General features: G+C 70.6%; 35 protein-coding genes, 1 pseudogene and 1 riboswitch. Of the genes and pseudogenes, 2 read left to right on the plus strand and 34 right to left on the minus strand.

Annotated features, from left to right (window positions below):
• Window positions 1-69: 69 nt before the first annotated feature.
• The 4 genes from ACYVIH_RS05655 to ACYVIH_RS05670 all read right to left on the minus strand — a co-directional run bounded on the left by ACYVIH_RS05655 (window position 70) and on the right by ACYVIH_RS05670 (window position 4,614).
• Window positions 70-1,506, minus strand: coding sequence for a zinc ribbon domain-containing protein (locus tag ACYVIH_RS05655; RefSeq protein WP_460866948.1), 1,437 nt, complete (start codon window positions 1,504-1,506; stop codon window positions 70-72).
• A 72-nt stretch (window positions 1,507-1,578) separates the two neighbouring features.
• Window positions 1,579-1,776 (minus strand): hypothetical protein, encoded by a 198-nt coding sequence (locus ACYVIH_RS05660; protein ID WP_460866950.1) that lies wholly within the window; start codon window positions 1,774-1,776, stop codon window positions 1,579-1,581.
• Window positions 1,776-3,860 carry an ATP-binding protein gene (locus ACYVIH_RS05665; protein WP_460866953.1) on the minus strand — a complete coding sequence of 695 codons (2,085 nt, stop codon included), beginning with the start codon at window positions 3,858-3,860 and terminating at the stop codon, window positions 1,776-1,778. The genes ACYVIH_RS05660 and ACYVIH_RS05665 overlap by 1 nt, the downstream gene beginning before the upstream one ends.
• 97 nt (window positions 3,861-3,957) lie before the next feature.
• Window positions 3,958-4,614, minus strand: a complete 657-nt coding sequence (locus tag ACYVIH_RS05670) for a hypothetical protein (protein WP_460866956.1) — start codon at window positions 4,612-4,614, stop codon at window positions 3,958-3,960.
• A 97-nt stretch (window positions 4,615-4,711) separates the two neighbouring features.
• On the opposite strand from ACYVIH_RS05670, the gene ACYVIH_RS05675 reads away from it, so the two are divergent.
• Window positions 4,712-5,059, plus strand: coding sequence for a hypothetical protein (locus ACYVIH_RS05675; RefSeq protein WP_460866959.1), 348 nt, complete (start codon window positions 4,712-4,714; stop codon window positions 5,057-5,059).
• 14 nt (window positions 5,060-5,073) lie between these two features.
• Here ACYVIH_RS05675 and ACYVIH_RS05680 read toward each other — a convergent pair whose 3' ends face one another.
• The 19 genes and pseudogenes from ACYVIH_RS05680 to ACYVIH_RS05770 form a co-directional block, all read right to left on the minus strand.
• Window positions 5,074-5,280, minus strand: coding sequence for a hypothetical protein (locus tag ACYVIH_RS05680; protein WP_460866962.1), 207 nt, complete (start codon window positions 5,278-5,280; stop codon window positions 5,074-5,076).
• Between the two features lie 152 nt (window positions 5,281-5,432).
• Window positions 5,433-5,924, minus strand: coding sequence for a C40 family peptidase (locus tag ACYVIH_RS05685; protein WP_460866964.1), 492 nt, complete (start codon window positions 5,922-5,924; stop codon window positions 5,433-5,435).
• A gap of 4 nt (window positions 5,925-5,928) precedes the next feature.
• Window positions 5,929-6,091, minus strand: a riboswitch (cyclic di-AMP (ydaO/yuaA leader).
• Window positions 6,092-6,270: 179 nt separating this feature from the next.
• Entirely contained in the window at window positions 6,271-6,984 is a 714-nt protein-coding gene (locus tag ACYVIH_RS05690) for a DNA-directed RNA polymerase subunit alpha C-terminal domain-containing protein (protein ID WP_460866966.1), read from the minus strand.
• 8 nt (window positions 6,985-6,992) lie between these two features.
• On the minus strand, window positions 6,993-7,403 hold the full coding sequence (locus tag ACYVIH_RS05695) for a hypothetical protein (protein ID WP_460866970.1): 411 nt from the start codon (window positions 7,401-7,403) through the stop codon (window positions 6,993-6,995).
• 246 nt (window positions 7,404-7,649) lie between these two features.
• Entirely contained in the window at window positions 7,650-8,333 is a 684-nt protein-coding gene (locus ACYVIH_RS05700) for a peptidoglycan-binding protein (protein WP_460866973.1), read from the minus strand.
• 106 nt (window positions 8,334-8,439) lie between these two features.
• A complete protein-coding gene (locus ACYVIH_RS05705; RefSeq protein WP_460866977.1) occupies window positions 8,440-8,754 on the minus strand; it encodes a thioredoxin family protein in 315 nt (104 codons plus the stop codon).
• Window positions 8,755-8,836: 82 nt separating this feature from the next.
• Window positions 8,837-9,115: a hypothetical protein gene (locus ACYVIH_RS05710; protein ID WP_460866980.1), complete on the minus strand. Its 279-nt coding sequence runs from the start codon at window positions 9,113-9,115 to the stop codon at window positions 8,837-8,839.
• A gap of 59 nt (window positions 9,116-9,174) precedes the next feature.
• Window positions 9,175-10,491, minus strand: coding sequence for a hypothetical protein (locus ACYVIH_RS05715; RefSeq protein WP_460866983.1), 1,317 nt, complete (start codon window positions 10,489-10,491; stop codon window positions 9,175-9,177).
• Window positions 10,492-10,538: 47 nt separating this feature from the next.
• Window positions 10,539-11,060 (minus strand): hypothetical protein, encoded by a 522-nt coding sequence (locus ACYVIH_RS05720; protein ID WP_460866985.1) that lies wholly within the window; start codon window positions 11,058-11,060, stop codon window positions 10,539-10,541.
• Window positions 11,053-11,514 carry a hypothetical protein gene (locus ACYVIH_RS05725; protein ID WP_460866987.1) on the minus strand — a complete coding sequence of 154 codons (462 nt, stop codon included), beginning with the start codon at window positions 11,512-11,514 and terminating at the stop codon, window positions 11,053-11,055. The genes ACYVIH_RS05720 and ACYVIH_RS05725 overlap by 8 nt, the downstream gene beginning before the upstream one ends.
• Window positions 11,507-11,788, minus strand: coding sequence for a hypothetical protein (locus ACYVIH_RS05730; protein ID WP_460866989.1), 282 nt, complete (start codon window positions 11,786-11,788; stop codon window positions 11,507-11,509). The genes ACYVIH_RS05725 and ACYVIH_RS05730 overlap by 8 nt, the downstream gene beginning before the upstream one ends.
• Window positions 11,788-12,174, minus strand: coding sequence for a hypothetical protein (locus ACYVIH_RS05735; protein ID WP_460866992.1), 387 nt, complete (start codon window positions 12,172-12,174; stop codon window positions 11,788-11,790). Before ACYVIH_RS05735 ends, ACYVIH_RS05730 begins: the two co-directional genes overlap by 1 nt.
• 49 nt (window positions 12,175-12,223) lie before the next feature.
• Window positions 12,224-12,376: a hypothetical protein gene (locus ACYVIH_RS05740; RefSeq protein WP_460866994.1), complete on the minus strand. Its 153-nt coding sequence runs from the start codon at window positions 12,374-12,376 to the stop codon at window positions 12,224-12,226.
• On the minus strand, window positions 12,373-12,696 hold the full coding sequence (locus ACYVIH_RS05745) for a DUF4326 domain-containing protein (protein ID WP_460866995.1): 324 nt from the start codon (window positions 12,694-12,696) through the stop codon (window positions 12,373-12,375). Before ACYVIH_RS05745 ends, ACYVIH_RS05740 begins: the two co-directional genes overlap by 4 nt.
• A gap of 33 nt (window positions 12,697-12,729) precedes the next feature.
• Window positions 12,730-14,028 (minus strand): hypothetical protein, encoded by a 1,299-nt coding sequence (locus tag ACYVIH_RS05750; RefSeq protein WP_460866998.1) that lies wholly within the window; start codon window positions 14,026-14,028, stop codon window positions 12,730-12,732.
• Window positions 14,025-14,375 carry a hypothetical protein gene (locus ACYVIH_RS05755; protein ID WP_460867001.1) on the minus strand — a complete coding sequence of 117 codons (351 nt, stop codon included), beginning with the start codon at window positions 14,373-14,375 and terminating at the stop codon, window positions 14,025-14,027. The genes ACYVIH_RS05750 and ACYVIH_RS05755 overlap by 4 nt, the downstream gene beginning before the upstream one ends.
• A 31-nt stretch (window positions 14,376-14,406) precedes the next feature.
• Window positions 14,407-16,467, minus strand: a pseudogene (gene ligA / locus ACYVIH_RS05760) (NAD-dependent DNA ligase LigA); the annotation flags it as partial.
• Between the two features lie 49 nt (window positions 16,468-16,516).
• Window positions 16,517-16,777: a hypothetical protein gene (locus ACYVIH_RS05765; RefSeq protein ID WP_460867003.1), complete on the minus strand. Its 261-nt coding sequence runs from the start codon at window positions 16,775-16,777 to the stop codon at window positions 16,517-16,519.
• A gap of 17 nt (window positions 16,778-16,794) precedes the next feature.
• The gene (locus ACYVIH_RS05770; RefSeq protein WP_460867005.1) at window positions 16,795-17,127 is read right to left on the minus strand and encodes a hypothetical protein; all 333 of its coding nucleotides are present in this window, start codon (window positions 17,125-17,127) and stop codon (window positions 16,795-16,797) included.
• Between the two features lie 235 nt (window positions 17,128-17,362).
• On the opposite strand from ACYVIH_RS05770, the gene ACYVIH_RS05775 reads away from it, so the two are divergent.
• The gene (locus ACYVIH_RS05775; protein ID WP_460867007.1) at window positions 17,363-18,463 is read left to right on the plus strand and encodes a hypothetical protein; all 1,101 of its coding nucleotides are present in this window, start codon (window positions 17,363-17,365) and stop codon (window positions 18,461-18,463) included.
• On the opposite strand, the gene ACYVIH_RS05780 is transcribed toward ACYVIH_RS05775, so the two are convergent.
• From ACYVIH_RS05780 to ACYVIH_RS05830, 11 genes are all read right to left on the minus strand, one after another.
• Entirely contained in the window at window positions 18,454-18,867 is a 414-nt protein-coding gene (locus tag ACYVIH_RS05780; protein ID WP_460867009.1) for a hypothetical protein, read from the minus strand. The two genes, ACYVIH_RS05775 and ACYVIH_RS05780, sit on opposite strands and share 10 nt — an antisense overlap.
• Window positions 18,867-19,223: a hypothetical protein gene (locus ACYVIH_RS05785; RefSeq protein ID WP_460867012.1), complete on the minus strand. Its 357-nt coding sequence runs from the start codon at window positions 19,221-19,223 to the stop codon at window positions 18,867-18,869. Before ACYVIH_RS05785 ends, ACYVIH_RS05780 begins: the two co-directional genes overlap by 1 nt.
• Window positions 19,220-19,480, minus strand: a complete 261-nt coding sequence (locus ACYVIH_RS05790; RefSeq protein WP_460867015.1) for a hypothetical protein — start codon at window positions 19,478-19,480, stop codon at window positions 19,220-19,222. Before ACYVIH_RS05790 ends, ACYVIH_RS05785 begins: the two co-directional genes overlap by 4 nt.
• Window positions 19,477-19,890, minus strand: a complete 414-nt coding sequence (locus ACYVIH_RS05795; RefSeq protein ID WP_460867017.1) for a hypothetical protein — start codon at window positions 19,888-19,890, stop codon at window positions 19,477-19,479. The genes ACYVIH_RS05790 and ACYVIH_RS05795 overlap by 4 nt, the downstream gene beginning before the upstream one ends.
• Window positions 19,887-20,246, minus strand: a complete 360-nt coding sequence (locus ACYVIH_RS05800; RefSeq protein ID WP_460867019.1) for a hypothetical protein — start codon at window positions 20,244-20,246, stop codon at window positions 19,887-19,889. The genes ACYVIH_RS05795 and ACYVIH_RS05800 overlap by 4 nt, the downstream gene beginning before the upstream one ends.
• The gene (locus ACYVIH_RS05805) at window positions 20,243-20,737 is read right to left on the minus strand and encodes a hypothetical protein (protein WP_460867021.1); all 495 of its coding nucleotides are present in this window, start codon (window positions 20,735-20,737) and stop codon (window positions 20,243-20,245) included. The genes ACYVIH_RS05800 and ACYVIH_RS05805 overlap by 4 nt, the downstream gene beginning before the upstream one ends.
• Before the next feature lie 98 nt (window positions 20,738-20,835).
• Window positions 20,836-21,150, minus strand: coding sequence for a hypothetical protein (locus ACYVIH_RS05810; RefSeq protein ID WP_460867023.1), 315 nt, complete (start codon window positions 21,148-21,150; stop codon window positions 20,836-20,838).
• 302 nt (window positions 21,151-21,452) lie between these two features.
• Window positions 21,453-22,382: an SPFH domain-containing protein gene (locus ACYVIH_RS05815; protein WP_460867025.1), complete on the minus strand. Its 930-nt coding sequence runs from the start codon at window positions 22,380-22,382 to the stop codon at window positions 21,453-21,455.
• Window positions 22,379-22,627, minus strand: coding sequence for a hypothetical protein (locus tag ACYVIH_RS05820; RefSeq protein ID WP_460867027.1), 249 nt, complete (start codon window positions 22,625-22,627; stop codon window positions 22,379-22,381). The genes ACYVIH_RS05815 and ACYVIH_RS05820 overlap by 4 nt, the downstream gene beginning before the upstream one ends.
• Window positions 22,628-22,662: 35 nt before the next feature.
• The gene (locus ACYVIH_RS05825) at window positions 22,663-23,121 is read right to left on the minus strand and encodes a DUF4314 domain-containing protein (RefSeq protein WP_460867030.1); all 459 of its coding nucleotides are present in this window, start codon (window positions 23,119-23,121) and stop codon (window positions 22,663-22,665) included.
• A gap of 43 nt (window positions 23,122-23,164) precedes the next feature.
• The gene (locus ACYVIH_RS05830) at window positions 23,165-23,590 is read right to left on the minus strand and encodes a hypothetical protein (protein ID WP_460867032.1); all 426 of its coding nucleotides are present in this window, start codon (window positions 23,588-23,590) and stop codon (window positions 23,165-23,167) included.
• Window positions 23,591-23,645 lie beyond the last annotated feature (55 nt).

Genomic DNA, 23,645 nt, shown 5'->3' on the forward strand with positions numbered 1-23,645 from the left:
GGTGCTTGGTGGTGTATGGGTCACTATGCCAGCGAGGAGCGGGTCGGTGGCGGAAGTGAAAGCGCGGGCTCATCCCCACTCCCCCGCACCCACCAGCCGGGTGTTCTGCGCGAGGCCGAGGCCCTGCTGGCCGACGACGGTGAGCACCGACCGTCCGGTGCCCATCGGCAGAGACGCGACCTGGTGGGCGAGCACGAGCGGCAGCACCGCGCCCTTGTGCATCACCGACCGCAGCGACTCCAGCAACTCGATCACGGGCCGCAGGGTCGGGTACGAGGCCCAGTCCTCGCTGACCGGGTCCACGCTCCACGGTGCGATCCCGGATGCCGCCGGGACCGTCACCGTGAGCATCTGCCCGTCGCGGCGGCGGTAAAAGAACCGACGGCCGTACAGGTGGGAGGCGCCGTAGGGGTCCGAGCCGGACCGGCCGGTGATCCGGTCTGCGATGTAGGACTCGGTGAGCCGCATGACGTAGCCGGGGTCGATCAGGTCGGCGATGGAATCGGCGTGGGTGACGAAGTCGCCACCCTTCTCCACGCCCACCACCAGCAGCGGGGTATGCCCGGCGTCGAGCACCTCGGCGCCGAGCGCGTCGAGGTAGCCGCGCATCGCGGGGGCGATCTGCTGGAGCGGGCCGAACGCGGCCATCGGGCCGTCGAGGACGACCAGGGTGCGGGACACCTCGGCCAGGGACCGGCGGCGGAGCAGTTCGAGGAACCCGACGGTGGCGAGCCGTTCCGCGGCGTTCATGGTCAAGGTGAGCGCATTCTGGTGCGCGGACTCCGAGGTGAGCGCGACCGAGAGCCCGAGGGCGTCGGCTAGGTAGAGGCGGCCGTTGCACTCGGGGCACCGGCCGCCGTCGGGGCCGACCCAGGTGAGCACGTCTCGGTCCCAGGCGCGGCAGGACGGGCAGGACCGGACCGGTGCGGCCTCCGCCGGTGCTCCCGGTGCGCCGTGCAGGGTGAGTAGCGCCTCGGCGAGCGAGATGGTGCTGGGAGCGGCGAACCGGCCAGCGTCGTGCAGGATCACGTCGGAGATCTCGGCGTCGGCGAGCATCGAGTCGATCGCTTCACGGTAGGAGTCCAGCGAGGAGCGGCCCTCGATGGAGACCCCGGCGCCGGGCAGCGCGTAGTCGAGGCTCGCGGGCCTGCGGGTGCGGGACTCCGCGACCGGGTCGATGAACCGTTCGGTGGACAGGTCCCGGATCCCGTCGAGGTCGAGGGCGACCCCGGCGACCCGGACGAAGCCGAGCCGTACGGTGCGGCCGCCGGAGGCGGCGATCGGCAGTTCCGACGCAGACCCGTCCAGGGCGATCGCACGGGACACCGACTCCGGTCTCACCGGCAGGTCCAGGTCGGTCAGCGGGGCGCACAGGCTCGCGACCTGGCGGGTCGTGGCCGCCTCGTTCGCGGCGACGCGGTAGCGCGACAGCGCCTGGGTGACCAGGTCGGACTGGGCGGTGGCGACGTGGCCGAGCCGGGATGCGCGCTCGCCTTGGTAGGGCATCAGGGCTCCTGCCGGTGAAGGTGGTGGTGGACGGTGAGGAACATGCGCAGGCCGACGGGCAGCGGCAGCGGCTCAGCCCTCGGGTCGCCGGGCTTCGTCGCGCGGCACCAGGACCATCGTGGTCAGGTCCAGGACGGTCACGGCGACCAGGAACAGCAGCAGCACTCCGCCGGGGACCCAGGCCATGCCGGGGGCGAAGATGATCGTGAGCACGGCAGCCGCCAGCACCGCGGTCGCGGCGACGAAGGTGGCCACAGCCGCCCTGGTCATCAGATGTCGCCGTCTACGGTGTCGTCCGGTGCGGCGTCGCCGCTCTTGCCGAGATGGATCGGCTCCAGCCCGTTGGCCTTGCGCGCCTCGTTGATCATCGCGTGGTCGAACTTGTCGATCTGGACCGGGACGATGTACGGGCTGGAGTAGGTCTTCAGCCGGACGAAGCCGCGGTCCTCGACCTTGCGCAGCGAGTCGCCGAACGAGCCGAAGTCGTAATACTTGCCCAACTCGCGGGTCTCGATCTCGCTGTTGAGGTGGGCGATCACCCAGTTGGCGGTGTTGGACAGGATCCGCTGGTCGACGCTGGTGATCTCCTGCGTCGCGTAGACCATGCCGATCTGGTACTTCGCCGCCTCCTTGCTCATCCGCACCCACGGGTCGTTGTTGGAGGACCGGCCTCGCTCGAACAGGTTGTGGGCCTCCTCGACGACGACCTGGAACGGGACGGGCCGCTCGTTGTTGCGGAACCGCTCCGAGGCACGCGAGACCAGGGCGGAGACGAGCCGCTCGCTCATGGTCTTGGTGACCATCTCCGAGCCGATCGACAGGTCGACGATGACCAGGCGGCCCTCGACCATGTCCTGCCACACCATCTCCGAGAGGTCACCGGTGCCCTTGGCGTCGTGGAACTCGCGCAGTTCCCGCAGGCCCGCCAGACCGCGTCCCTTGGCGTACTTGAACACGTCTGCGACGGCGGTGAACTGGTCGGAGTCGCGCCACTTGCCCAGGAGGTCTTTGATCTTCTCGGCCCGCTCGGTGTCCTCGTCCTTGTTCGACTTCTCCAACTTCTCCAGGGAGCCGAGCATCTTGTTGACCCAGTCGACAACGAGGGCTGCCTGCTCAGGGCTGGAGACGGTGTAGACGCCGGACCCGCCGGTGAGGTTCTGGCCGGGGTGCTCGGTGTTGAACTGGGCCGCAGCGTCGTCCTTCATCGAGAACGACAGGGTCGCCCCGTTGGCGAACTGGCCCTTGTACCCGGCCCGGTAGAGCAGCCCGTAGAAGGCCATGAAACCGCGGCCCCAGTGGGTCTGGGCGGAGTAGTCCTTGGGGTCGGGGCTCTCCATGTCGGCGGAGCGGAACGTGCGCACGTAGTTCGCCTCGGCGCCCTCCATCGCGCCGACCACCATGTCCCAGGCGATCTCGAACAGATCGGTGTCGTAGAAGTTCAGCCGCAGCGGGCACTCCTGGGCGTTGCTCTCTTCAGGCATCGAGGTGTAGATCCGGACCTGATCGGCGTCGCCGAGCATCCGCAGGCCGGTGCCGTCCTGCTGGTTGATGTTGGCGTACTCGCCCTGCGGGTCGAAGATCACCTGGCCGATGCGGGCGTTCTCCTCCGCAGCGTGGCGGTACACGGCGGTCACGATCGTCTTGATCGTGTTCGACTTGCCCGTGCGGGTCATTCCGAACACGGCCGTCTTCTTCCCGACGAAGTCCTCGACGTTCACGTGGACGCGGGCCTTGTCCAGGCCGTGCGCGATCGCGTTGCGGCGGGTCGCGGAGAACCGGACCACGCCCAGCGGCAAGGACACACCCTTCTCGCCGCGCGGGAACGACCCGATCCAAGACAGCGCCTTCGCCGACGGGGCGAACACCTTGTACCGGGCCGAGGACCACACGTTGTCCAGGTCCGCGCCGAACTCGACACGCTCGGCGTCCTCGCCGGTGTAGAAGACGCCGACGACGTCGCAGGCGAACGCCGACTGGGAGTGCTCGACGGCGGTGTGCACGTCCAGCACGTTGCCGTAGTCGGCCTCGGTGGCATGGGCGTCACGGACCACGGCCATCCGACCGGAGACGAGTTCCCGCTCGTGCGGCAGCGGCGTCACCGAGGACACCCGCAGCAAGATGACCTCCTCGTCCTCCAAGGCCACGTTGCCGTCGTGGCCCGAGCAGGCCGCGGCCAGCAGGAACCCGCCGCGCGGGATGCCGCCGTGCTGGTGCTTGGCGTAGTCGTTGGTCAGCACGACCGCCTCGTTGTAGGTCAGCGAGTAGATGCCGCCGATGTCGTGGCAGGTGTTGAGCACCCGGGTCAGCCGCGAGGGCCGCTGGCGGGGCACGGAGGCGATCTGCTGCGCAGTCATCGGGCGAAGGGCCTTCCGGTCGAGGGGCAGGCGCGACCGGGCTCCGGTCGTCGGGTGTGACAACGGTCCCTATGCCGCCGGTGTTGCGGTCGGCGGCTCAGGCGGATCCGGGTGCGTTCTGTTGGTCCAGCGCGGCGCGGATCGACTCCTGCCGGTCCTGCTGGGCGGCGCGGGCGGCCTCACGCGCCACGAGCCGGTCCAGGAGTGCTTCGCGAGCCTCGGCGCGTGCCGCGCGTAGCGCCTGCTTGCGGGCCTCCCGGATCGGGTGGGCGGTCCGCGACAGGTCTCCCTTGGCGGCGGCCGCGACCGCACCAACGATGGCGACCGCAGCAGCCCCGGCGACCGCAACCGGGGTCTGGTGGTGAGTGACGAAGTTCGACAGCGGTTCGGCGTGCTCCCCGCCGAAGGTAACCGCGGTGGCATAGGCGGCGGCCGTGATCGCTCCGGTCTTCAAGGCAGCCTTCGGTGCTGCGACCAGGTTCGAGGTGACGTTGCTGATCGTGGCTCCGGCACGTTCGATGGTCGAGACCTCCCCCGGCGCGATCCGGCGGTCGAGCAGACTGACCTTCTCCTGGGTCGACCCGTCGTATTCGTCGTCACTGTCGACGGGTCCGTAGGTGGCCGCGCCGTCGATGCCGTCGCCGTACTCGTCGACGACCATCCGGCGGATCTCGGTCAGGTCGAGACCTGCCTCACCACGCTCGCGCCCGGCGAACTGGCCGCCGGAGGGCACGCCTGCGGGTTCTCGGTTCATGTTCACAGCCTCCAGGTGTGCGGTCGAGGTGCACAGTGCTCGCTGGGTCTATCGGCGCAATAGGGGCTGTGTCGGACGGCTTTGCCACCATGGGTCTATGACCACACAGGGCGCCACCTCAGAGTCGCCCGTCCCAGAGGACCTGTCCGGCCGGGGCGATGACCGGTTCACGGTGATGATCCTGCCGGTCGAGGGCCACGTCGACACCGCGGCGGTCTACGTCGATGCGCGACCGGCGGGCACCCTGGTCCGCTGCGAGCCCGAGGACTCGTGGCGCTGCTTCGACGGCAGCACCAAGACCGGTCACCGCTGGCTTCCCGCCGGAGTCGATCCGTGCACCGAAGGGCCGGAGACGGTGAGCGACGCCGCCATGCTGCTGCTCGTGCTCTCCGGCTACGACCCCGAGGCGGTGATCCGCTCGCTGGGACGTGACCGGCACCCGTGATGGTGCTGGGCCCTCTAGCGACCGGTCCAGGTCGGGCCGTCGCTGGAGTGACGCAGGATCGTCTCCACCCGGCGCACCTTGCGGTCGAAGGCCTCCCCGGTCAGGTGCGGGTGGCGTGCCATGACGGCGGCGACAGCGGCGTCGCGCAGGTCGGGCGTGGTGACGGATGTGGTGGTCTCGGCCATGATCCCCAGGTGTGCGGTACCCGCCGGAACGCTCACCAGCACCCCTCGACGCGCGCGAAGGTGGCGTTTGTGACCTCTCGCCCCTTTTGACCTAAACTCCCTGGCGGGACGCAAGAGAGCCCGCCTCGGTCACACGCTTTGAGGCGGGCTCTCGTGCCGTTTCGGGGCATCTACGGACCGGTGGAGCCTCAGCGCACCCGGCCGAACGTGACGCCGCGGTAGGTCCAGATCCGGGTCTTGTGCACCCGGGTGCCGGTGTAGGGCGCGTGCCACATCTTGCCGCGCCCGGCGTAGATGCCCACGTGGTAGACGTGGCCTCGCTTGGAACCGAAGTGGAAGAACACCAGGTCTCCACGGCGCGCCTGGCTGCGTGGGATCCGGCGGGTGGCCCGGTACTGGGCGTCGGAGACTCGCGGCAGGCGTTCGCCGACCCGGCGGTAGACGAACTGGGTGTAGCCGGAGCAGTCGAACCCGCGGCGGGTGGTTCCGCCGTAGCGGTACGGGGTGCCCTTCAGGTCGGCGGCCACGGTGAGCACCCGGGTCGCCTTGTGCACCGTGAGCGCGCTTGCCGGGGCCGTGACGGCCGGGGCGAGGGCGCTCAGCATCGCAGCGATCAGGGTCGTCGCCAGGGCGAGCGGGACGGAGCGGGCAGGGTAGATCGGTCGATGGTGGATCGACATGGAAGGTTCCCTTCGGCGACGCCTGCGGAAGGTGACCTGTCGGATTCGGGCCGTCGAAGTGGCCCGGCCAGCATGGCTGGCTTCACCCCAAGCCGACGATCTCTGGTGAGGTCGCCGTCGGTACTGCTGGGTCTCCCGTGCCCGTCATCGTCTGGTGCTGGTCGTGGTGCTCGGACGGACCGGCCATGACGGGCCTCGGCGGGGCTGGACCGCGCCCCGCGGTGTGCGGGGACTTGTCTTCAGGTGTCCGGAGAGACGTCGTGTGCTCCCCGGTCTCGGTTTGGTAACGACAGTGGACATGCGCAGACCCTCGGCGTCCGGCCGCAGCCCGCGGGGGTGACGCTGGTTACGCGGCCTGCCGGGACGGTCGCCTGCCGGTCGGGACGTCCCAGCGCCATCCCTCAATCTGCGTCAGGGCAGAGACGCGGTGCGGGGGTAGCGCGCCGCGGCGGTGCAGGTCGCGCTGCTTGGCCAGCCACGAGCCCAGACAGATCCGCTCCCCCGCCGGGCCGGTGACCACGGCCCTGCTGGACGGCAGCACGCCGTGCTCGGCGACGTAGGCGGCCACCAACGCGTGCCGCAGCCACCAGCGTCGGGTGCGGGCACCATGCGAGAGGCCCGCGAAGAGGGCGTCGGGGTCCAGGCAGATGCCGTGCCGGGCCGCGTGCAGGAGCCGCCCGCGCTTGTAGTCGGCCAGGCAGGTTGCGCCGAAGCCGGGAAGTGCGAGCAGGTCGGCCTCGGTCCGTGCCTCGACGTCGGCGGCCGTGGTCAGCCCGGCGGCGAGCAGCCGGTCGCGGGTGCGTGCGGTGATCTCCAGGTCGCGGACGGGGATCTCGCCGGGCTCGGGCAGGCGCAGCGGGCAGGCGGTGACCGCGGCGATGGTCCGGTACTGGGCTGTCTTGGCGCGCAGTTCCCCCAACTGCGCGCGGCCGAACTGGCGGATGGCGAGCAGGTCGTCGTCGTCGGCCTGGTCGACCTCGGCGACGGTGGCGAACCCGGCTCGAAGCAGCGAGTTCAGGGTGCGGACGGTCAGTCCGAGGAGCGGGTCGTCCAGGGTCATCGCGGCGACTACTCGGCGAAGGTGCACTGGCCGCGGGCCCCGGAGCCGGTGACCCCGCCGCGGTCGGACTCGAACGCGACCCAGGCGCCGTCGGCCTCGGAGACCACGCAGAAGCGGAACAGCCGGGGCGTGGCCGCGTACTGGGTGACCATGGCCCCCTCGGGCAGGTCGGAGGTGGCCAGGTCGGCCAGGTACGGGTAGGAGCCACGGACGGCCCGGTAGTGGAGCACCTCATCGGCCACGGTGGCCGCGTGCGTGGTCAGGTCGTCGACGGCGACAGGTGCGGGGGCCTTGGTCGCTGCGGCCGGTGAGGTAGGCGCCGCCGGTGCGTCCGTCTCGACGGTGCAGCCGGTGGCGGCGAGCACGCCAACCACGACCAGTGTGGTGGCTGCTGCGCGGCGGGTCCTGAGCGTCGTCATGGTGCTCAACATGCGTAGCCGGGGCCGGGTCGGCGGCGGGACGACGAAGGGCGAGGTGGCCAGTTCTGGCTCTTCCTCGCCCTTCGGTGCGATCGTGCGCAACCCCTTGACACACGACCCCTGTGTTCGACTCCCACGCACGGAAGCCTTGATGTTCTGCCCTATGCCGACCTTGCGGTCATCAGCGGCAGACACCTGGTAGGTGTGCGGGGCTCGCGCCAGGTGACCGTTGCGGGCCGGGCGATCTCACGGGTACCAGGTGTCGACACCACCGTGCCACGAGCAAGTGCCCGAACGGCTCGTGGAGTAGGACAGGGTTCCATCGCCGCAGATGGCCGAGGGCGTTCCCGGAACGATGCCGGGGATAGCGTCGGAGGTGTCGGCCTGCGCCGGGTCCTGAGATCTGCTGAACCACGCGGGCACGACCGGGGTCCATCCCTCCGGGCTCCAGTGGCTGAGGACGATGCGGAACAACCGGTTCCAGGTCTCCTCGCCGACCAGGCCGTCGACGGCGATCGCCTCGTCTGCCTGGAACTGGCGGACTGCGGACTCGGTCTGGGGGCCGAAGTGCCCGTCGGCCGCGAGCGGCCCGTACCCCAGGTCATCCAGCCGCTGCTGCAACGCGACGACCGTGTCGAGGCGCTGCTGCCGGTATCGGATGGTCAGCGGGTGGCCCGGTGACCAGCGCGCTGCGACTGGCGTGGGTTCGCGGGCCGGGGCAGAGGTCTGGCGGCGTGGCCTCGGCGGCGGCTCGGCCTCGGGGGCATCCTCAACCAGCGGGTTTTCCCAGCCCGGCGGGATCCGGCGCTCCGGTGCCGAGACCTCAGAGTTGCTGCCGGTCGCGTCGCCGGACTCGACGGAGCACGCCGCGACGCCTGGCACGAGCATCGCCAGGCCGATGGCAGCACGCAGGACGCGCAGCGCAGGCACCTCACCCTCTTTCACGACGAGGACCGTCCCCGTCGTCATGACGGTACGACGACGCCAGCCCCGCCCGCAGGGGTTCACTTCGGGCGGGGCATGGCCAGGGTGCGGTTCAGGCAGCCCGCAGGGCCTCGACGAGCGTGTTCTTGGGGGCGGGCCCGTTGAACTCCCGCACCCGCTGGCCGTCGGCGTCGAGGACGACGAGGGTCGGCACACCCATCACGTGGAAGTCGAGGGTGGTCTTCGCGGCCTGGTCGATGTCGACCTTCACCACGGTGAACTCCGGGTGCTCGGCGGCGATCTGGTCCACGATCGGGGCGACCTTGCGGCATGGCCCGCACCAGGTCGCGTAGAAGTCGACGAGGACGGGCTTGCCGGTGGCCGTTGCGGCGGCGAAGTCGGTGTCGGTGGCGATGACGGCGGTCATGGGTCTCCTTGGTCGGGATGGGTGCGTGGTGGCCTATGCCGCGGTGGGCACGGTCGGCCGGTGACCTAGGAGGTGCGCGGGGTCAGTGCACGATCGTGGCGGCCTCGTCGGCGTCGTCGTCGACGAGCGAGGTGGCCGCCGAGGCAACCCAGGAGATCAGGCCGGTGACCGCGGCCATGACCGCGATCAGCAGCGCGCCGTAGCCTGCGGCGATCCAGACACCGGCGTAGAGCGAGTCGATCCCGTCGGCGATCATGAACGCCACCGCGGAAGTGACCGCGAGGGCCGTAGCGAACAGGCTCGCACCCATCGGGGTCGGCAGGTCGTGGCGGCTGGTGTCGGTGTGCTCGATCGTGCTCATGCACCCCAGGTGCGCGGCGGCGCGGCGACTTCTCCCCGGTCAGGCGGGGTCCATGCTCCTCATGCCGTCTCCTGGGCGGGGGCTCCCCCGTCGGTCACCGCAGCCAGCGGCGTCTGCTGGCTGCCCGGGGCGGCTGAGCCGGTCAGCGCGTTCAGGGCACCGTTGAGTTCCCGCTGGATCGCCGTCATCGACTTGGTGACGACCCTCTCGATCTTCTCGACGTGCCCGTTGATCGCCGACGCCGAGCGCTTCGCCTCGTCGAGTTCGGCCAGTACCTCCAGCGCTTCGCGGATGTGCTCGTTGGCGGTGGCGACCTCCTCGGCTCCGGAGCGCCCCGATGCGGTCAGTGCGACGGTGCGCATCAGCAGGATCGCGGTGCGGAGCAGTTCGGGGTCGTCGGTGGCTGGGTCGAACGCGACGACCAGGCGCTTCTGCGCGATCACCCGGACGGTGTGCCCGGCGTTGTCCTCGACCCGGCGGACCAGGCCGATGGCGGCCGAGGCTCCCCGGTTGCGCTCGGCCTCGGCCAGGTAGGAGCCCCACTCCTTGGCGGAGCCGTCGTGGGCCTCGACGACGAGCCGGGCAGCACCACCGTTGACGTGGAAGACGCCGTCGCCCTTCTTGTTGCGCGGCAACCGACCGGCGGTGTCACCGGTCTCCTCGTACTCGTCGCCGATCCCGGCGGCGATCTCGGTCAGCAGGGCATGCAACTGCTCCTCGTAGTCGAAGCCCTTGATCGTGGTGACGCCCCGGACCGCGGCGGCGGCGTCCTCTTCGGCGACCCGGACGGCCACCTCCCGCTGCACGTCGGTCATCAGGCGCACCAGTTCGGTGTGCCTGCGTTCGGACTCGGTGCGCTGCGCCTCGGTCGCCTTCGAGATCGCCTCGGCTACCTGGGCCTCCATGTTGGTCCCGACCCGGTCCAGGATCGGGCGGAGCCGCTCGGCCAGTTCGGGGTTCTCCCCGCCGACCAGGCGGGTGACCTGGGCCATCACCTCTTCGTTGGCGTGCCGGGTCGCTGCGGTCATCGAGTCGACGGCCCGCCGCACGGCGGCGTCGGAGGACTCCGAGACCCGGCTGACCAGGTCGTTGACCTGCTCGCTGGCCTCCTTGACGGCCTGCCGGACCGCGCGGGTGTCTCCGTCTTGGGCTGCCAGGGCGAGGACACGGGCGCCGACCGAGAGGGCTTCGCGAGCGAACGCGGACAGGTCGACGTCGCGCAGGTCGGCCAGGTCGACAGGGTCGCCGCGCTCGCCGGTGGACCAGCGGGCCGCTTCGCGCAGCACCGCCTTGTCGGAGGTCTTCAGGCCGCCGATGTTCAACTTCCCCGAGGCGGGGTCGTAGAAGACGGCAGGCTTCGACTCGTCAGTGGTCACACGGCTCCTATGCCGCCGGTCACAGCACCGGCCGACTCAGCCCCCTCTCAGGCGCGGCCGCGGAGCCCGTCGGTCAGCACCTGGTCGAGCCGGTCGAGGGATGCGGCGATGTCCTGCGGGAGCCGTCGGTCGTCGCGGACCTCACCGATGACGGCGCGGGCCAGACTGGCCGCGTCGCTCCAGCCCTGCGCGTAGTCGGAGCGGTGCCGGGGCCACTCGACCATCGGGGCCTCCCACTGGGCGACGGGGACCTCGAAGGTGTAGGCACCGCCGCGGCGAGACTCACGCCACCAGGCGACCCAGAACAGGCCGCGCTGGAGGTCACCGACCGCCGACTCGCAGCCGGACCAGCCGCCAGTGACCAGGCGGATCCGGACCACGGGACGGTCGAAGTCGTCGGTCGCCTCGATGACCTGGATCCCGCCGTAGCCCTCGAAGACCGGGGTGAGCAGGTCCGTCACCAGCGCCTTCGGGGTGCCGGTCCAGGTCGGGATCAGCGCGAGCGCCGCCTCGGTCGGGTAACCGTCGTCGTCGAGGATCGCCCCGTCGAGCGCGGACAGGTCAGGCATCGGTGGTCTCCTCGATCTCGCGGCCGTCGCAGCCGATCCCCTCGCAGGGGCTCTTGCCGTGCTCGCGACAGTTCGGGTGGGTGCAAGTCGCCGGGGCCTGCTGGGTCGGCTCGGTAGCGGGGCCGAGGTCACGACTCCGGAAGGCCATCCAGCAGGGGCCGTCAGGGGATCCGACGCCGAACCACCGGTTGACCAGTCGGCGCGGCGGCTCCAGGTAGCGCGGGGGCTCGCGGTACCAGCCGCCGACGAAGACCGGGCCGAACCGGCGCTCCCACCAGATGTCGTGGCGGAGCGTGTAGTCGCTGATCCGCCCGGTGTCACGCTTCCACTTGGCCTCGAACGTGAGGCCACGGTGGCGCAGCGCCGCCTCGGCGCGGACACCCAGCACGAACACGGCGACCCCGGCCACGACGACCATCGGGGTGGTCAGCACGCCGAGCCAGTAGTCACTCATCGGGGCCCCCTGCGGAGGGCGGAATCTTGCGCTTCCGGGTGCAGCCAGGGCCAGGGATTGTCCTGCCGTGGTCGCACTCCGGGCTGGCGCACTCGGCGGGTGGAACGGAACGGGCGCCGAACGCCAGGTGGAGACCAAATGCCCTGAGGATCGTCAGGTAGTCGCTGTTCGCGCGATCCCGCCCGGCGTCGTCGCCTGCGGTGAGAAGCGCCTGGTTATGCAGACGGTCGAGCGCATCAAGCGCGTCACTCTCGGCGGACTGGACCTCGGACATCAGGATCGACCTTCCTCGCTCACCAACGCCTCGTTCGAGCAGGTGCCGCAGCCAACGACGCGGCGGGCCAGGCGTACGAGCAGCGGACGTCGCGGGGACTGGGTGAGCCGGTGCAGCCGGGCGTACCGGTCCCGGACGGTTTCGCTGGACAGGTGCGGGCCCCGGGCGTCGGTGCCGCACGCCGGGCAGCCAGTCCACATGTCCTCCACGTGGCCGTCGCCCCACAGGATGAACTCGACCCCTCCGGAGGTGGCCGGGGTGAGCGTGGCCAGGAACTCCAGCCGGGTGTCGCCTACCTCGGTGGGCAGGCCGGTGATGGCGGTGACCGCGGCAGCGAGCACCTCGCGGTCGTGCTGGATGACCTTGATCGGTCCGGTGTTGGTCATGGTCGGCATGTGTGCGGACAGGGCGCGGCCGCTCCCCGGCGGGTCCCGCTCATCGCGCCGTCCGGAAGCGCAGCAGCAGGAACGTCACCGCGGTCGCGGCGAACACCAACGCCCATCCCACCGGATGCTCGCCGCCGGTGAACGCCCCGAGAAGCGCGGTCAGGACGACGCCGGGTGCAGTGTGCCGAAGGTGGGACGTCATTGGGCCCGCCGGTCTGCCGCGTCCAGCAGAGCCGCGAACTCCTCGTCGGTGCAGTTCGCGATCTCCAGAAGCGCATCCCCGTGACACGGCCTCGGGGCGCAGAAGCGGACCAGCGACTCCCCGGCCAGGTCGGCGCGGACCCGACGCAGCATGTCCGGCTGGGTCAGCAGCCAGGTGCGGTGCTTGGTGATCACCTCGTCGCGGTCACCGTCAGGTCCGATCGCGAACCGATTGCCCCACGGCCCGCCGCGGCCGATGTAGACCGCGCCGGGCGGGGCGTCGCGGTGGTACTTGTTGTGGACGCGGGGTGGTGTGCTCACACCGGGCCTATGCCGGGCGGTTGCGACCTGGCGTCAGATCTTGTCGTCGACGACGTCGGGCCGGGTCGGAATCCCGGTGAGCGTACCGAGGTGCTTGCGGGCCTCGGCGACCGCCGACTTCAGCACCGCCGGGTCGTCGAAGGTCAGGCTGAGCCCGCCGGGTGCTTGCGCGCTGAGTAGCGCCCCGCTGTCCTCGTGCCAGTCGCTCAACCCGACCTCCATCCGGACGGTGCGCATCTCGTCACCGCTGACCCAGTCGGTCTCCCGGTGCTGTGTGGTGCCCGGCCTCGATCGGCGCCCGGCGAGGTCGTCCACATCGGCCGGTGGGTGCTCGGTGCGTGCTGCTGCCAATGCGTTGGCTGCCCTCTCGATCTCGTCCAGAGCGGCTGCGGCCTTCTCGGGGTCGTCCCACCGACCGAGGAAGGAGACCGATCCGGAGAGGTCGCCCTGACGGTTGCGGCGGCCCGTCATCAGCGCGACGGTCGGCAGGGTGCCGTGGTCGCGGGAGGAGGAACCGACCAGCACGTCGATGTCGGTGTGCGGGCTGGACACGGCCCCCAGGTCCTCGTTGAAGCCGTCGACCAGGTAGGCGCCCCCGAAGTCGGCCGCGGTGACCTGCTCGCCGGTGCGGGTCACGGTCGGCCGGTCGGTCACGGTCTCCTGGGTCGGGACCGGGGCGTCGGCGCGGCGGACCACGGTGCGGGGGCTGTACTCGTAGGTCTTGAAGATGACGATCGGCCCATCGGGGGTGTCGACCCGGCGGACCGAGAGAACCTCGGCCGCGGTGGCGAACCGGGAGTCGTCCTCGGGGTCGATCAGGATCGAGCCGGGCGCGATGTCGGCGGCGGTGCGGACCGTGGTGTTCTGTTGCTTCTCGGCCAGCCGGGCGACTCGGTCGGCCTCCGCCTTCTCGGCAGCCTCGGCGCGGGCCTGGACGTCGCGCTCGGCCTTCGAGGGGCCGTCGGGTTCGTAGTCCTCGGCGAGGATGATCGCGCCGTCATGGTCGCGGACCACCGCGACCGGGTTCTCGTCGACCTTCTCCTCGCACTGGGGGCAGCCGGGCTCCTCGCTGCGGGCCATGAACTTGTGGCACTGGTCGCAGCGCCGGTCAGGGCCGGTGGTGCCGCAGTTGCTGCACTCGTACAGGCGGGTCGCCTCCGACTCCTCGAACGGCAGCGAGCACTGTTCGCACCACAGCATCTCGAAGGTCTCCGGGTCGGCCATGTCGTCAGGATCGCAGGCGAGCGTGACGCCGGTGGCCTCGGCCTGCTCCTTGACGGCGAACTTGCCGCCGCGGGCGCGCGGGTGGTCCTGCTCACGGAACGTGGTCATGCCCGTGGGGTGCGCGGGGACGGCCGGTGCTGGGGAAGCACGACCTCGTCGACGATCCGCATGGTGCGCGCCATCACGCTGGGTGCGTCCCCGTAATGGTTCACGTCCCGCTCCCACTGAGCCGACGCCACCACGAAGACCCGCGGCTCGTGCCCGGGCGACTGCGGGTCGTCGCAGGCGCAGGAGCGGTTCCTGGCCGCGCGGCCCGCGGTGTCGAGGTCGGTGGTCGCCCATAGCATCGGCCGCTCGTCGCGGTGCGGATCGACGATGCAGTGCGGTGCGGGGACGACGACGTCGCCGGGGGTGAACGGGTGCTTGGTGCCGTGGAAGTACGCCTCGGCGGTCACCTCACGAGACCTCGCCCCGCAGCAGCGCTGCGAAGTCGTCGGGGTCGATCACCGGGACGCCGAGGCTGGCGGCCTTCTTCGCCTTGGACGTATCGGTCTCAGCGGTGACGAGGTAGGACGTCTTGGCCGACACCGAGCCGGACGCCTTCCCGCCCGCGGCCTCGACGGCCTCCTGCGCGGTCGTGCGCGTGTACCCGGGAACCGAGCCGGAGATCACCACGACCTTCCCGGCCAGCGGCTTGGCGGTGCCGTCGTCGATGGGCTCGGAGCCCATGTTGACGCCGTGCGCGGCGAGCCGGTCGATCACCGGGCCGAGCGCGGCCAGGCCCTCGACGATGTGGGTCGCCTTGATGGTGCCCAACTTCTCGATCGCGGCGATCTCCTCGACCGTCGCGGCGCGGAGCCGGTCCATCGTGTGGAACTCGGCCGCGAGCCAGCGGCCCACGCTGCGTCCGGTCATGCGGATGCCGAGAGCGGTGATGACCCGGTTGAACGGCTGGGTCTTGGTGGCCGCCAGGCTCGCGATGATCTTGCGGGCGTTGGCGGTGCCGAGGGTGCGGGTGCCGCCGGTCGAGGTGGTGCCGAGGATGATCCCGGCCCACTCGGCCTCGGTGAGGTCGTACAGGTCGGCGATGTCCTTGACCTGGCGACCGCCCACCAGGACGGTCTCGGCCAGCGCCTCGGCGAGCGTGCCGCCCAGGCCGTCGATGTCCATGCAGTCGCGGTCTCCGTACCAGGCCAGCCGTCCAGCAACCGAGCACTCCGGGGTATGGCAGCGCCACAGCAGGGAGGAGGTGTCCCACTCCTCGCCGCACTGGATGCAGGCGGTCGGCGGGGTCCAGGTCTCGATGTGCGCGTTCTCGGCTTCGTCGAGGGCGGCGGTGACCCGCGGGATCACGTCTCCGGCCCGCTTCACGACGACCTTCGAGCCGATGCCCAGGCCCTGCTCGGCGACGAAGCCGGGGTGGTGCAGGGTGGCGTAGGTGATCGTGGTGCCGCCGACGAAGGTCGGGGCGATCCGGGCACGCAGGCTCATCCGTCCGGTGCGGCCGACGGCGACCTCGATGTCCTCGATGACGCTGCTGGCCTCCTCAGCGGCGTACTTGAAGGCGACCGCCCAGCGCGGGGTGCGGGAGCCCTCGCCGAGCGCGAGCCGGGTCTGGTTGTCGTCGGCCTTGACCACGGCGCCGTCGATGTCGAAGCCGAGGTGGGGGCGGACGGACTCGATCGCCGCGATGGTGGCGCGGACCGCGTCGGGGTCGGTGACGACACTCGGCTCCTCGCCGGTGGCCATGTAGAGGATGCGCTGGGCGGTCATCACGTCGAGTTCCTCGAACGCCATCACCATCCGGGCGGCGTGCGTGGACGGGTAGTCCTCGCGCTCGGCGACAGCGGGGATCAGGTCGTAGGCGGCGAACGACAGCGGCATCCAGTGCTCGTCGCCGGTCTTGCGCAGCGCCCCGGCGGTCGCGTTGCGGGGGTTCACGAACGGCTTCCCGCCGCGCTCGGCCCGCAGCCGGTTCGCCTCGGCGAACTGGACCTCGTTCATGTAGATCTCACCGCGGACCTCGAAGGAGTAGCCCAGCGGCACCTCCAGCGGGAGGCCGCCGACGGCGTACCGCTTGCCGTCGATCTCGGGCGAGAGCCGCAGGACCTGCGCGGTCACGTCCTCGCCGGTCGAGCCATCGCCGCGGGTGACGGCCTGCACGAGGCGTCCGTCGCGGTAGACCACCCGGAGCGCGAGACCGTCCATCTTCGGCTCTACGACGACACCGCCGGAGCACTTGGCGACCAGCGCGTCCACCGCGTCGAGGGAGTCGGCCTTGGCCATCGACAGCATCCGGGTCGGGTGCGCGACGTCGCCTCCGGCGGACTGGCCAGCGGCGACCGAGGAGACCAGCGCCTCGGACTCGGCGGTGGCCCAGTCGGGGTTGGCGGCCAGTGCGTCGGTGACCTGCTCGATGCCCGCGTCGTACTCGGCGTCGCTCATCAAGAGCACGTCGGAGTCGTAGTAGGAGGCGGCTGCGGCGGTCAGATCGGAGACGCGCCGGTCGAAGTCGGTGCGCGAGGCGAAGGCGGTCGGGTTGCTCATGGTCTCCATGTGTGCGGCGGGCGCGGGACGGCTCCCCGCATGGGCGCGCTCAGGATGGCAGGTCGGAGGCGGCCTCGTCGTCGATGGGGTCGCGCTCGATCAGGGCGTCTGCCTCGGTGCGGCTGTGCGGTCGGCAGACCAGGCACCGGCGCAGGTCGAGCCGGGTCGCGTCCCCACCGAAGTCGTGGTTGGTCCGGTCCTCGGTGTCGGGGCGGCGGTCGCCCCACCAGTAGCGGCAGGCGAAGTCGTGGTCGTTGTGCCGGGCCCGCTCGGCGCGGCGTACCAGCCAGGCGCCCAGGCGGCGTCTCATCGTCAGGTCCTTCGGCGTCAGCGGCTCAGGTGCGGCCGGTGTGCGGCGATCCAGGCTTCGGCCTGGTTGGCGTCGACGACGACCTCGAACCCGACCGAGTGGCTGCTGCCGCTCGACATCAGGTCGCAGTGCGCGAGCGCCTCGGCGATCTCGGGCACGTCGCCCTCGCGGGCGTAGGCCACCTCGTCGGCCTCGTAGTCGCCGCGGAAGCCGATGTCGCGCAGCGCCAGGAGTCGCTCGTCCGACATCTCGGCAAGGGCCGGGGCGGCGTCGAAGGTCACCTCGTGCTCGTAGTCGTCGGTGTGCAGCGTGGCGGTCACGGTGGTGGTCTCGGTCTGCTGTGCGCTCATGCACTCCAGGTGTGCGGCAGGGGGCCGCCGCGTCTCCGGCGGAACCGTCGGTGGCGCTGGCTAGGCTGTTGATGAACGCCCCGTGAAGGCGTGCCCGACCGGCCCCGCCGCCGGTCTCTGGCAAACCGAGCCGCTGCTCGGCACGGACTCTGTGGCTGATCGGTCCTGCGTGTCCCCGTACCCAGGTCAGGTCGAGGCGGGGCGACCGGCCGGGATGGGCTCACGAGGAGCACCGATGTCACACCAGAAGTCCGCCAACAGCACCCACCGCAAGCGGCTCGCCCGCGCGCTCGCCGAGCAGACCGGGGCGTCGTACACCCAGGCGCTAGACAGGGTCGTCGCGGCCTCAGAGAAGGGACTGCTACCCCGTCGCCTCGACGAGGCCGGGATGGCTGCCGCACTGCGGGTGCTCACCGACCAGGCCCCGGCCGCGAGCCCGTTCTCTCGCGCAGCCCGGCTGCTCGGTGGCCCGTACACCACCCACGTCTACGTCTTCGACGTCGGCACGGAGATGCAGGAGCAGATGCCGCGCTGCGTCCTGTGCGACCGTCAGGTGCCCGACGGCGGACAGTGGTGGCTGGTGTCCGACCCGGACCAAGGTTGGGCGAACGACACCGGCTGCGTCTGCGACGCCCACGACGCGAACGCGCTGCGGGTGCACAGCGAGGGGCTCATTCCCGAGGAGTACGTCGCGGGGCGGTTCCTGCACCCCGGCACGGGACGGTTCCCTCAGCAGCGGTCGCGGCACCGGAGCCCCTACGTCGGCGAAGGTGCCGACGGGGCACGCAGGTCCGCCCAGATCGACCGGGAGGAGGCCGAGATGCTGCCGACCGGGCCGCACCAGCCCGGCTGGAATCCGGACATCGAGGAGCGCCGGGGCCACCTGCTCGCCTCGGCAGAAGCCTGGGAGTCGCAGGCTGCTCACCAGGCACTCGGCCACGCGGACAAGGCGACCACGGCCCGGCACTACATCGGCCCCGACGACCGACCCGACGAGGAGCGGCTGCATCTGGAGAGGTCGTCGCTGGCGCTGCTGCGGCAGGTGTGGCAGGGCCGGGTCGCCTGGGCTCGGCACGGCACCAGGAAGCCGACGTTCCGGTTCACCATCGACGACCAGCCCGCCTCCGACATCAAGGACATCGAACTGCGCTGGCTGCGCGACCACGACTACATCACCACGCCCCCGCTCGCCGACGGCGACGAGTGGGCAGTCGCCCGGACCACCGAGTTCGGTGACGAGGTGCTCGCCTTCCACGGCGCCGACACGCACCGGTTCTACGACGGCCTGCCGTCGGCGTGGATGGTCCGCGGCGAGAAGGCCGACGGTCAGGGCTGAGAGGGGACCGTCAGCGGCCGTACATGTCGTACCACATGGCCGCCATGTCGCTGCGGGCACAGGTAGCCGCTGCCGAGGATCGCGGTGTCGTCCCACCGGTCGGACCAACCCGGTACCTGACCCGGTTCGGTGAGCCAGCGGATCTCGCGTCCGCAGTAGCCGCACCGCTCCAGGCCGGGGAACACCGCGTCGGTCTGGGTGACCGGGTCGGTGCTCGCAGGTCGGTGCTTGGTGCCGTCGGGGCAGGTGAACGTGCCGGTCGGCGGGTTGCCGAAGCCGTAGTCGACCCACCAGTGCTGACAGTCGGCGTCCCACATGATCGTGGCGGCGCAGCCCGCGCAGGTGCGCTGCTCGTCGTGCCAGAACCGCTCCTCCCCCAGTGGACGGGCCTCGGGAGTGCTCATCAGGCCCCAGCCTCGTCGAGGCGGCGGTGCACGAGCGCGAGCAGCGCGCTGCCCTCGGGGGTGGTCCAGGCCTCCCCCATCGCGGCGACGTAGCGGTCGAGCAGCGTCCGCCCGTAGGCGACGACCGCCCTGCGGGTCTCCGGGGTCTCGGTCTGCCAGGCGGGGTCGTCGTCGATGTCGTCGTACCAGGCCCCATCGGGTCCGCGGTCGGCCTGCATGTAGACCTTGCGGTCTCCGGCCGACAGCATCAGGTCCGGCACGTCGGTGCCGTCCTCGCTGATCCCGTAGACCGGGCTCGGGGTGGGCAGGTGCTGCGGCCAGGCGGGCAGCGGGTAGTTCTTGGCCAGGGCGTTCATCGCGGGTCCTGCCCTGCCTCGCGGGCCAGCAGCGTGTCGACGGCGACGCGGACGTCGGTGGTGTCGAAGCCTTCGATCCGGTTCTCGTCCTTGTGCACGACGATGACGTCGCTGACCATCCCGAAGTGGACCTCGTAGCGATCGGCCAGGTGCTCGATGATCTCGGGGTGCTTGCGGCTCAGCGTGGGCATGTCCCAGATCTCGCGGTGGATGGCGAGCATCTGTGCCAGGGTGAGCGGGCTGCTGGTGTCGGTCATGGCCTCGATGTGTGCGGCGGCAGGAACAGGCCTCCCCGGCCGAGGTGGGCGATCGTCTTGGCCAGTTCGGCCTTGCCGAGCGCCTTCGACTCCTGCCCGAGCCGCTGCCATCTGCTGCGCTCGTAGGACCTGTCGTAGCGGGGCTCCCCGATGCCGTTGCCGTGCGCGTCGTAGTCGTCGTAGCGCGGGTTGAGCAGGTGGACGACCGCAGACTCTTTGTCCCAAAGCGCCTGGAGGTCACCGTCGGGCGAGAACACCTCGATGCGGGTCGTCCCAGCCAGGCAGCCGAACCTCTGCCCGTCGTGCTCGGCCTCGGCCAAGGTCTCGAAGATGTGCTCGGTCGGCTCCGGCTGATGGTCACGGGGGTCGGTCGGTGGCCGCCAGTGAATCACGGTGCGGTAGCCGGTCACAGGGGGTTCTCGTGTCTGCGCCAGGTGGCGGCGACCTTCTTGCCGCACTCGACCAGTTTCAGCCGACCGCGCTCACGGCAGACGACGAAGCGGTAGACACGGTCCCCGTCGCGCCAGGCCGTGACCTGCTCACCACGAACCAGGACCGTGCCCTGGGCCATGTCGTCGGGTGCCTCGTCTGCCGAGGCTGCCTGGGCTTTGCGTATGCGTCGCCCCGCCGCGCGTGCCTGCTCGACGAGCGCTTCGACCTCGGCATCGAGTTCGGCGTCGGTGCCTGGCCAGGCGTCGGCGATCATCGCCTCCCTGAGTCGTTGGACCAGCAGCGGTTGGATGTCGGGGTACTGCGGGGAGGTCATCGGCCCTCGTCCTCCTCGTCGAGGTCGGCGTCACAGTACGCCGCGCACAGGCCCAGGACGAGTTCGCTGCCGCAGTCCCCGCAGGTCTCCTCCGCATCCATGTCCTCGGCCAGGTCGATCCGGTAGGGGCCGAAGGTGAGCAGGTAGTCCTCCCGGCTGATCTCGACCGGCTCGGTGAAGGTGACGATCTGGCCGCTGGACTCCAGCCAGGCGGCGTGCTCGGGCGCACCGGTCGGGTTGGCCAGTTCGGCCGCGGTCAGCCCGATCAGGCCCGAGTCGACCTGGTAGGAGTGCCCGTGCTCGTCGTGGTACTCGCCGTCGCCGAGTTCGAGGGTGGAGAACGCGAACACGTCATGGTCGCGGACGACACCGGACGGGGAGCCGTGGAAGAAGTCGGTCTGGACGAGCAGGTCGGCCCAGTCCTCGTCGGGGACTGCGTAGCAGGGGTCACCGAGGAAGTAGGTTCCTGCGGGGACGCTGATGGCGGTCATGGCTTCGAGGTGTGCGGCGGCAGCCCCGGGTCTCCCCGGGCAGCAGAACGCCCCGTGACGTGGGCGGTCGTCACGGGGCGTCGAGCAGTCGGAGAGTGTCAGCGTGCTCCGGCCAGCCGTCGGGAGTTGAGGGCAGCGGTGTCGCTCATCTGGTCCTCGCGGAGCGGGGTGACCACGCCGTCGAGGTAGCAGGTGATCGCGCTGGTGCCGTCCATGACGACCGCGATGCCGCCGCCGCAGTAGCGCTTCTGGCCCGGGTAGCGGGTCACGTCGGTGACCTTGTAGGGCCGGGTGATCGCCTCGACGATCTGGTCGGCGGTGAAGCCCTTGGTGCGGGCCTGGGTGAGGAAGTGGTGGCCGAAGCGGACGCTGGCGAGAGGGAGGCCTGCGGGGCGGTTGCTGTGGCTGCTCATGCCTCCGATGTGGTCGGCGGCACAGCGTCGGCTCCCCGTCCGGGGCGTGCCCGGAGATTCTTTACTCCACGCGGACGACCGGCCGGTCCTTTAGGCTGCCGGTGGGGAGCGGGACCGCGAGCACCCCGGAACGGGAGAGGGTTGCGTCCTGGGGTGCTCGCAACCCACGTCCGTGCTGAGGATGCTCCAACGCCCCAGGACACGGATGCGTCCTGGGGCGTCTGCGGAGGCGGGCCAGAAGATCCACCGGAAGTCCTGGTCCACCTCCTTCTATGCCGTGGAAGCGGGCACCGGCGGCGGACCTACTGCCGGTCGGTGATGATCCCCTGGGTCGACGGCTGGAACGGGTTCTGGCCGTGGTCGATCGCGTATTGCTTCAGGAAGCCGTCCTTGCCGAGCACCTTGATCTTCTCGTTGATCTTGGCGGCCTCGGCCTTCTCGACGGCGATCTGCGCGTTCGCCGCGGCCTCGCGTGCGGTGGCTTCTGCCTCGGCTGCCTTGGCCTTCGCGACCGCGGCCTGCTGCTTGACGAGTTCGTCCTTGATCGACTGCGGCGGCTCGGGCTTCTGGAGCGTGATCGCGAAGTTCTCGAAGAACGAGACGTCGCCGTCGGTCTGCCGGTTGACCAGGTCCGGCAGCGCCTCGATCACGTCGCGCTCCCACTGGGCCTTCTTGTTCGGGTCGGTGTACAACTCGATGTAGGTGTAGTTCTGGCCAGCCCGGTCCGTGGCGGTGTCCAGCGGGCGGCCGATGTAGATCGGCAGCACCTTGTCCGACCATCCCGACGAACGCTCGTTGCCGTTCATGTAGGCGGCGTAGCGGTTGCCGATCAGGTCGTGGAACTGGTTGAGCGCCGAGCAGTCGGTGTTGAGCATGAAGTTGGCGACGCCGGTGACGGTCATCTCGATGCCGTCCTTGGTCACGAACGTGATCGGCGCGCCGTCCCCGCCGGGGCCGAAGACGAAGTTGGTCTGACTCGACGGGTAGTAGAAGTGCTTGTCGCCGGGGCCGTCCCACACGCGGGTCGACGGGGCGATGCAGTCCTTGAACCGGGTCGGGGTGAACGCGCCGCCGGAGTAGTGCAGGGCCACCTGGTCGGGGCCGGTGGATGCGCGGGTCGGGCCCGCGAGGAGCAGGGTCATCAGTGCGAGGATGGCGACGGCGCTGAGAGCGATCAGCGCCTTGACGCCCTTGCTCAGGCCGTGTGAGCCGCGGTCGTAGTCGTAGGTCATGGGAGTTCCTTCTTGGTGGTGGCCTGCCGGATCTTGTCGAGGAAGATCGTCGACAGGTGCGGGTCGATGTCGCGGTGCTCCCAGGCGGTCTCCCGCAGGTCCTCGATGAGTGCGTCGCGGTGGTCCAGAGCCGCGAGCAGTTCGCCCGGCGGCTTCCGGTTCGACGAGCCCAGCGCGTAGCCGAGCGAGCCCAAGAGCAGGCCCACTGCGAGCGGGACGAACAGCATCAGCAGCGCGGGAGACATGACTGCCTCTATGCCGCCGGAGCGTCCGGCGGCGGTCAGCCGTTGACGTAGGCGGCTAGGCCCCGGGCGAGCGTGCGCAGGTCCTCGGCGACGGTGCGGTATTCGGCGGTGATGCGGAGGCTGTCGAGTGCGTCAGCGATGCCGTACAGGTGCGTGAGCCGGGCGTGACCGGCCAGCAGGATCAGGGTCGCCTCGCAACTGCGTGAGGTCATCCCCAACCGCGCGTCGTTGAGTTCGACGAGGAACTCCTCGGCCTGCGGCTCGTCGTCGACGAGGAACTGGAACCGGTCCCCGGGCGGGACCATGCCGATGCGCGATCCGTTGTCCCAGTCGACGTGCACGGTGCCGCCGTCGTCGACCGAGACGACCGTGCCCTCGATCCCGGGCGGGACGGTGGTGTTGTCGTCGATCCACGGGGACGGGGCGAAGGACACTGCGCGGACGCGGCGGCCGACGTTAGGGCGTTGGTCGTGGGCCAGGCGGTGGGTGGTCATGGCGTGCAGGTGTGCGGACACCGAGGGGTGGCTCCCCGTCTGGTCACATCGCCGCGCGCAGCGGCTTGGCGACGAACATCCGCCCCTCGGGGTTGCGCAGCACCACGGTGTCGGCGTCGCGGCCGACCTCCACCCATTCGCCGGTGGCGTTCGCGGACTCGTCCTCGTAGACCGCGACCGCGTCGATGTCGGCGACCTGGTGGCCGTTGGAGCCGTTGGCGACGTAGGCGTACTTGGCGGTGGAGACCCGCTTGACCGAGTCCCATCCTCCGCCGCCCTTGCGGATGTTGGTCGAGATCAGCACCGAGATCAGGTTCCGGGCGTCGCGGTCACGCGGGTCGTCGGTCATCCCACACCACACGGCGACGTCGCCCACGTCCATCGCCGCCCCGTCGGCCGACATCAGGGCACGCAGCGCCCGGTCCGCCGCGGTGTACGCGGCGGTGCCTGTGCTGGTCGTCTCCCCCACGCTTGTCAGGGTAACCGCAGGCACGGACCAGGTGAACCAAACCGAAGGGGCGCCC

The sequence above is a fragment of the Nocardioides pakistanensis genome (assembly GCF_054781215.1).

What these genes read in the sequence shown, in the direction of transcription:
- ACYVIH_RS05655 (WP_460866948.1), bottom strand. Translation starts at nt 1,506, where the DNA reads ATGCCCTACCAAGGCGAGCGCGCATCCCGGCTCGGCCACGTCGCCACC.
- ACYVIH_RS05660 (WP_460866950.1), bottom strand. Translation starts at nt 1,776, where the DNA reads ATGACCAGGGCGGCTGTGGCCACCTTCGTCGCCGCGACCGCGGTGCTG.
- ACYVIH_RS05665 (WP_460866953.1), bottom strand. Translation starts at nt 3,860, where the DNA reads ATGACTGCGCAGCAGATCGCCTCCGTGCCCCGCCAGCGGCCCTCGCGG.
- ACYVIH_RS05670 (WP_460866956.1), bottom strand. Translation starts at nt 4,614, where the DNA reads ATGAACCGAGAACCCGCAGGCGTGCCCTCCGGCGGCCAGTTCGCCGGG.
- ACYVIH_RS05675 (WP_460866959.1), top strand. Translation starts at nt 4,712, where the DNA reads ATGACCACACAGGGCGCCACCTCAGAGTCGCCCGTCCCAGAGGACCTG.
- ACYVIH_RS05685 (WP_460866964.1), bottom strand. Translation starts at nt 5,924, where the DNA reads ATGTCGATCCACCATCGACCGATCTACCCTGCCCGCTCCGTCCCGCTC.
- ACYVIH_RS05690 (WP_460866966.1), bottom strand. Translation starts at nt 6,984, where the DNA reads ATGACCCTGGACGACCCGCTCCTCGGACTGACCGTCCGCACCCTGAAC.
- ACYVIH_RS05695 (WP_460866970.1), bottom strand. Translation starts at nt 7,403, where the DNA reads ATGACGACGCTCAGGACCCGCCGCGCAGCAGCCACCACACTGGTCGTG.
- ACYVIH_RS05705 (WP_460866977.1), bottom strand. Translation starts at nt 8,754, where the DNA reads ATGACCGCCGTCATCGCCACCGACACCGACTTCGCCGCCGCAACGGCC.
- ACYVIH_RS05710 (WP_460866980.1), bottom strand. Translation starts at nt 9,115, where the DNA reads ATGAGCACGATCGAGCACACCGACACCAGCCGCCACGACCTGCCGACC.
- ACYVIH_RS05720 (WP_460866985.1), bottom strand. Translation starts at nt 11,060, where the DNA reads ATGCCTGACCTGTCCGCGCTCGACGGGGCGATCCTCGACGACGACGGT.
- ACYVIH_RS05725 (WP_460866987.1), bottom strand. Translation starts at nt 11,514, where the DNA reads ATGAGTGACTACTGGCTCGGCGTGCTGACCACCCCGATGGTCGTCGTG.
- ACYVIH_RS05730 (WP_460866989.1), bottom strand. Translation starts at nt 11,788, where the DNA reads ATGTCCGAGGTCCAGTCCGCCGAGAGTGACGCGCTTGATGCGCTCGAC.
- ACYVIH_RS05735 (WP_460866992.1), bottom strand. Translation starts at nt 12,174, where the DNA reads ATGACCAACACCGGACCGATCAAGGTCATCCAGCACGACCGCGAGGTG.
- ACYVIH_RS05740 (WP_460866994.1), bottom strand. Translation starts at nt 12,376, where the DNA reads ATGACGTCCCACCTTCGGCACACTGCACCCGGCGTCGTCCTGACCGCG.
- ACYVIH_RS05750 (WP_460866998.1), bottom strand. Translation starts at nt 14,028, where the DNA reads ATGACCACGTTCCGTGAGCAGGACCACCCGCGCGCCCGCGGCGGCAAG.
- ACYVIH_RS05765 (WP_460867003.1), bottom strand. Translation starts at nt 16,777, where the DNA reads ATGAGACGCCGCCTGGGCGCCTGGCTGGTACGCCGCGCCGAGCGGGCC.
- ACYVIH_RS05770 (WP_460867005.1), bottom strand. Translation starts at nt 17,127, where the DNA reads ATGAGCGCACAGCAGACCGAGACCACCACCGTGACCGCCACGCTGCAC.
- ACYVIH_RS05775 (WP_460867007.1), top strand. Translation starts at nt 17,363, where the DNA reads ATGTCACACCAGAAGTCCGCCAACAGCACCCACCGCAAGCGGCTCGCC.
- ACYVIH_RS05780 (WP_460867009.1), bottom strand. Translation starts at nt 18,867, where the DNA reads ATGAGCACTCCCGAGGCCCGTCCACTGGGGGAGGAGCGGTTCTGGCAC.
- ACYVIH_RS05785 (WP_460867012.1), bottom strand. Translation starts at nt 19,223, where the DNA reads ATGAACGCCCTGGCCAAGAACTACCCGCTGCCCGCCTGGCCGCAGCAC.
- ACYVIH_RS05790 (WP_460867015.1), bottom strand. Translation starts at nt 19,480, where the DNA reads ATGACCGACACCAGCAGCCCGCTCACCCTGGCACAGATGCTCGCCATC.
- ACYVIH_RS05800 (WP_460867019.1), bottom strand. Translation starts at nt 20,246, where the DNA reads ATGACCTCCCCGCAGTACCCCGACATCCAACCGCTGCTGGTCCAACGA.
- ACYVIH_RS05805 (WP_460867021.1), bottom strand. Translation starts at nt 20,737, where the DNA reads ATGACCGCCATCAGCGTCCCCGCAGGAACCTACTTCCTCGGTGACCCC.
- ACYVIH_RS05810 (WP_460867023.1), bottom strand. Translation starts at nt 21,150, where the DNA reads ATGAGCAGCCACAGCAACCGCCCCGCAGGCCTCCCTCTCGCCAGCGTC.
- ACYVIH_RS05815 (WP_460867025.1), bottom strand. Translation starts at nt 22,382, where the DNA reads ATGACCTACGACTACGACCGCGGCTCACACGGCCTGAGCAAGGGCGTC.
- ACYVIH_RS05820 (WP_460867027.1), bottom strand. Translation starts at nt 22,627, where the DNA reads ATGTCTCCCGCGCTGCTGATGCTGTTCGTCCCGCTCGCAGTGGGCCTG.
- ACYVIH_RS05825 (WP_460867030.1), bottom strand. Translation starts at nt 23,121, where the DNA reads ATGACCACCCACCGCCTGGCCCACGACCAACGCCCTAACGTCGGCCGC.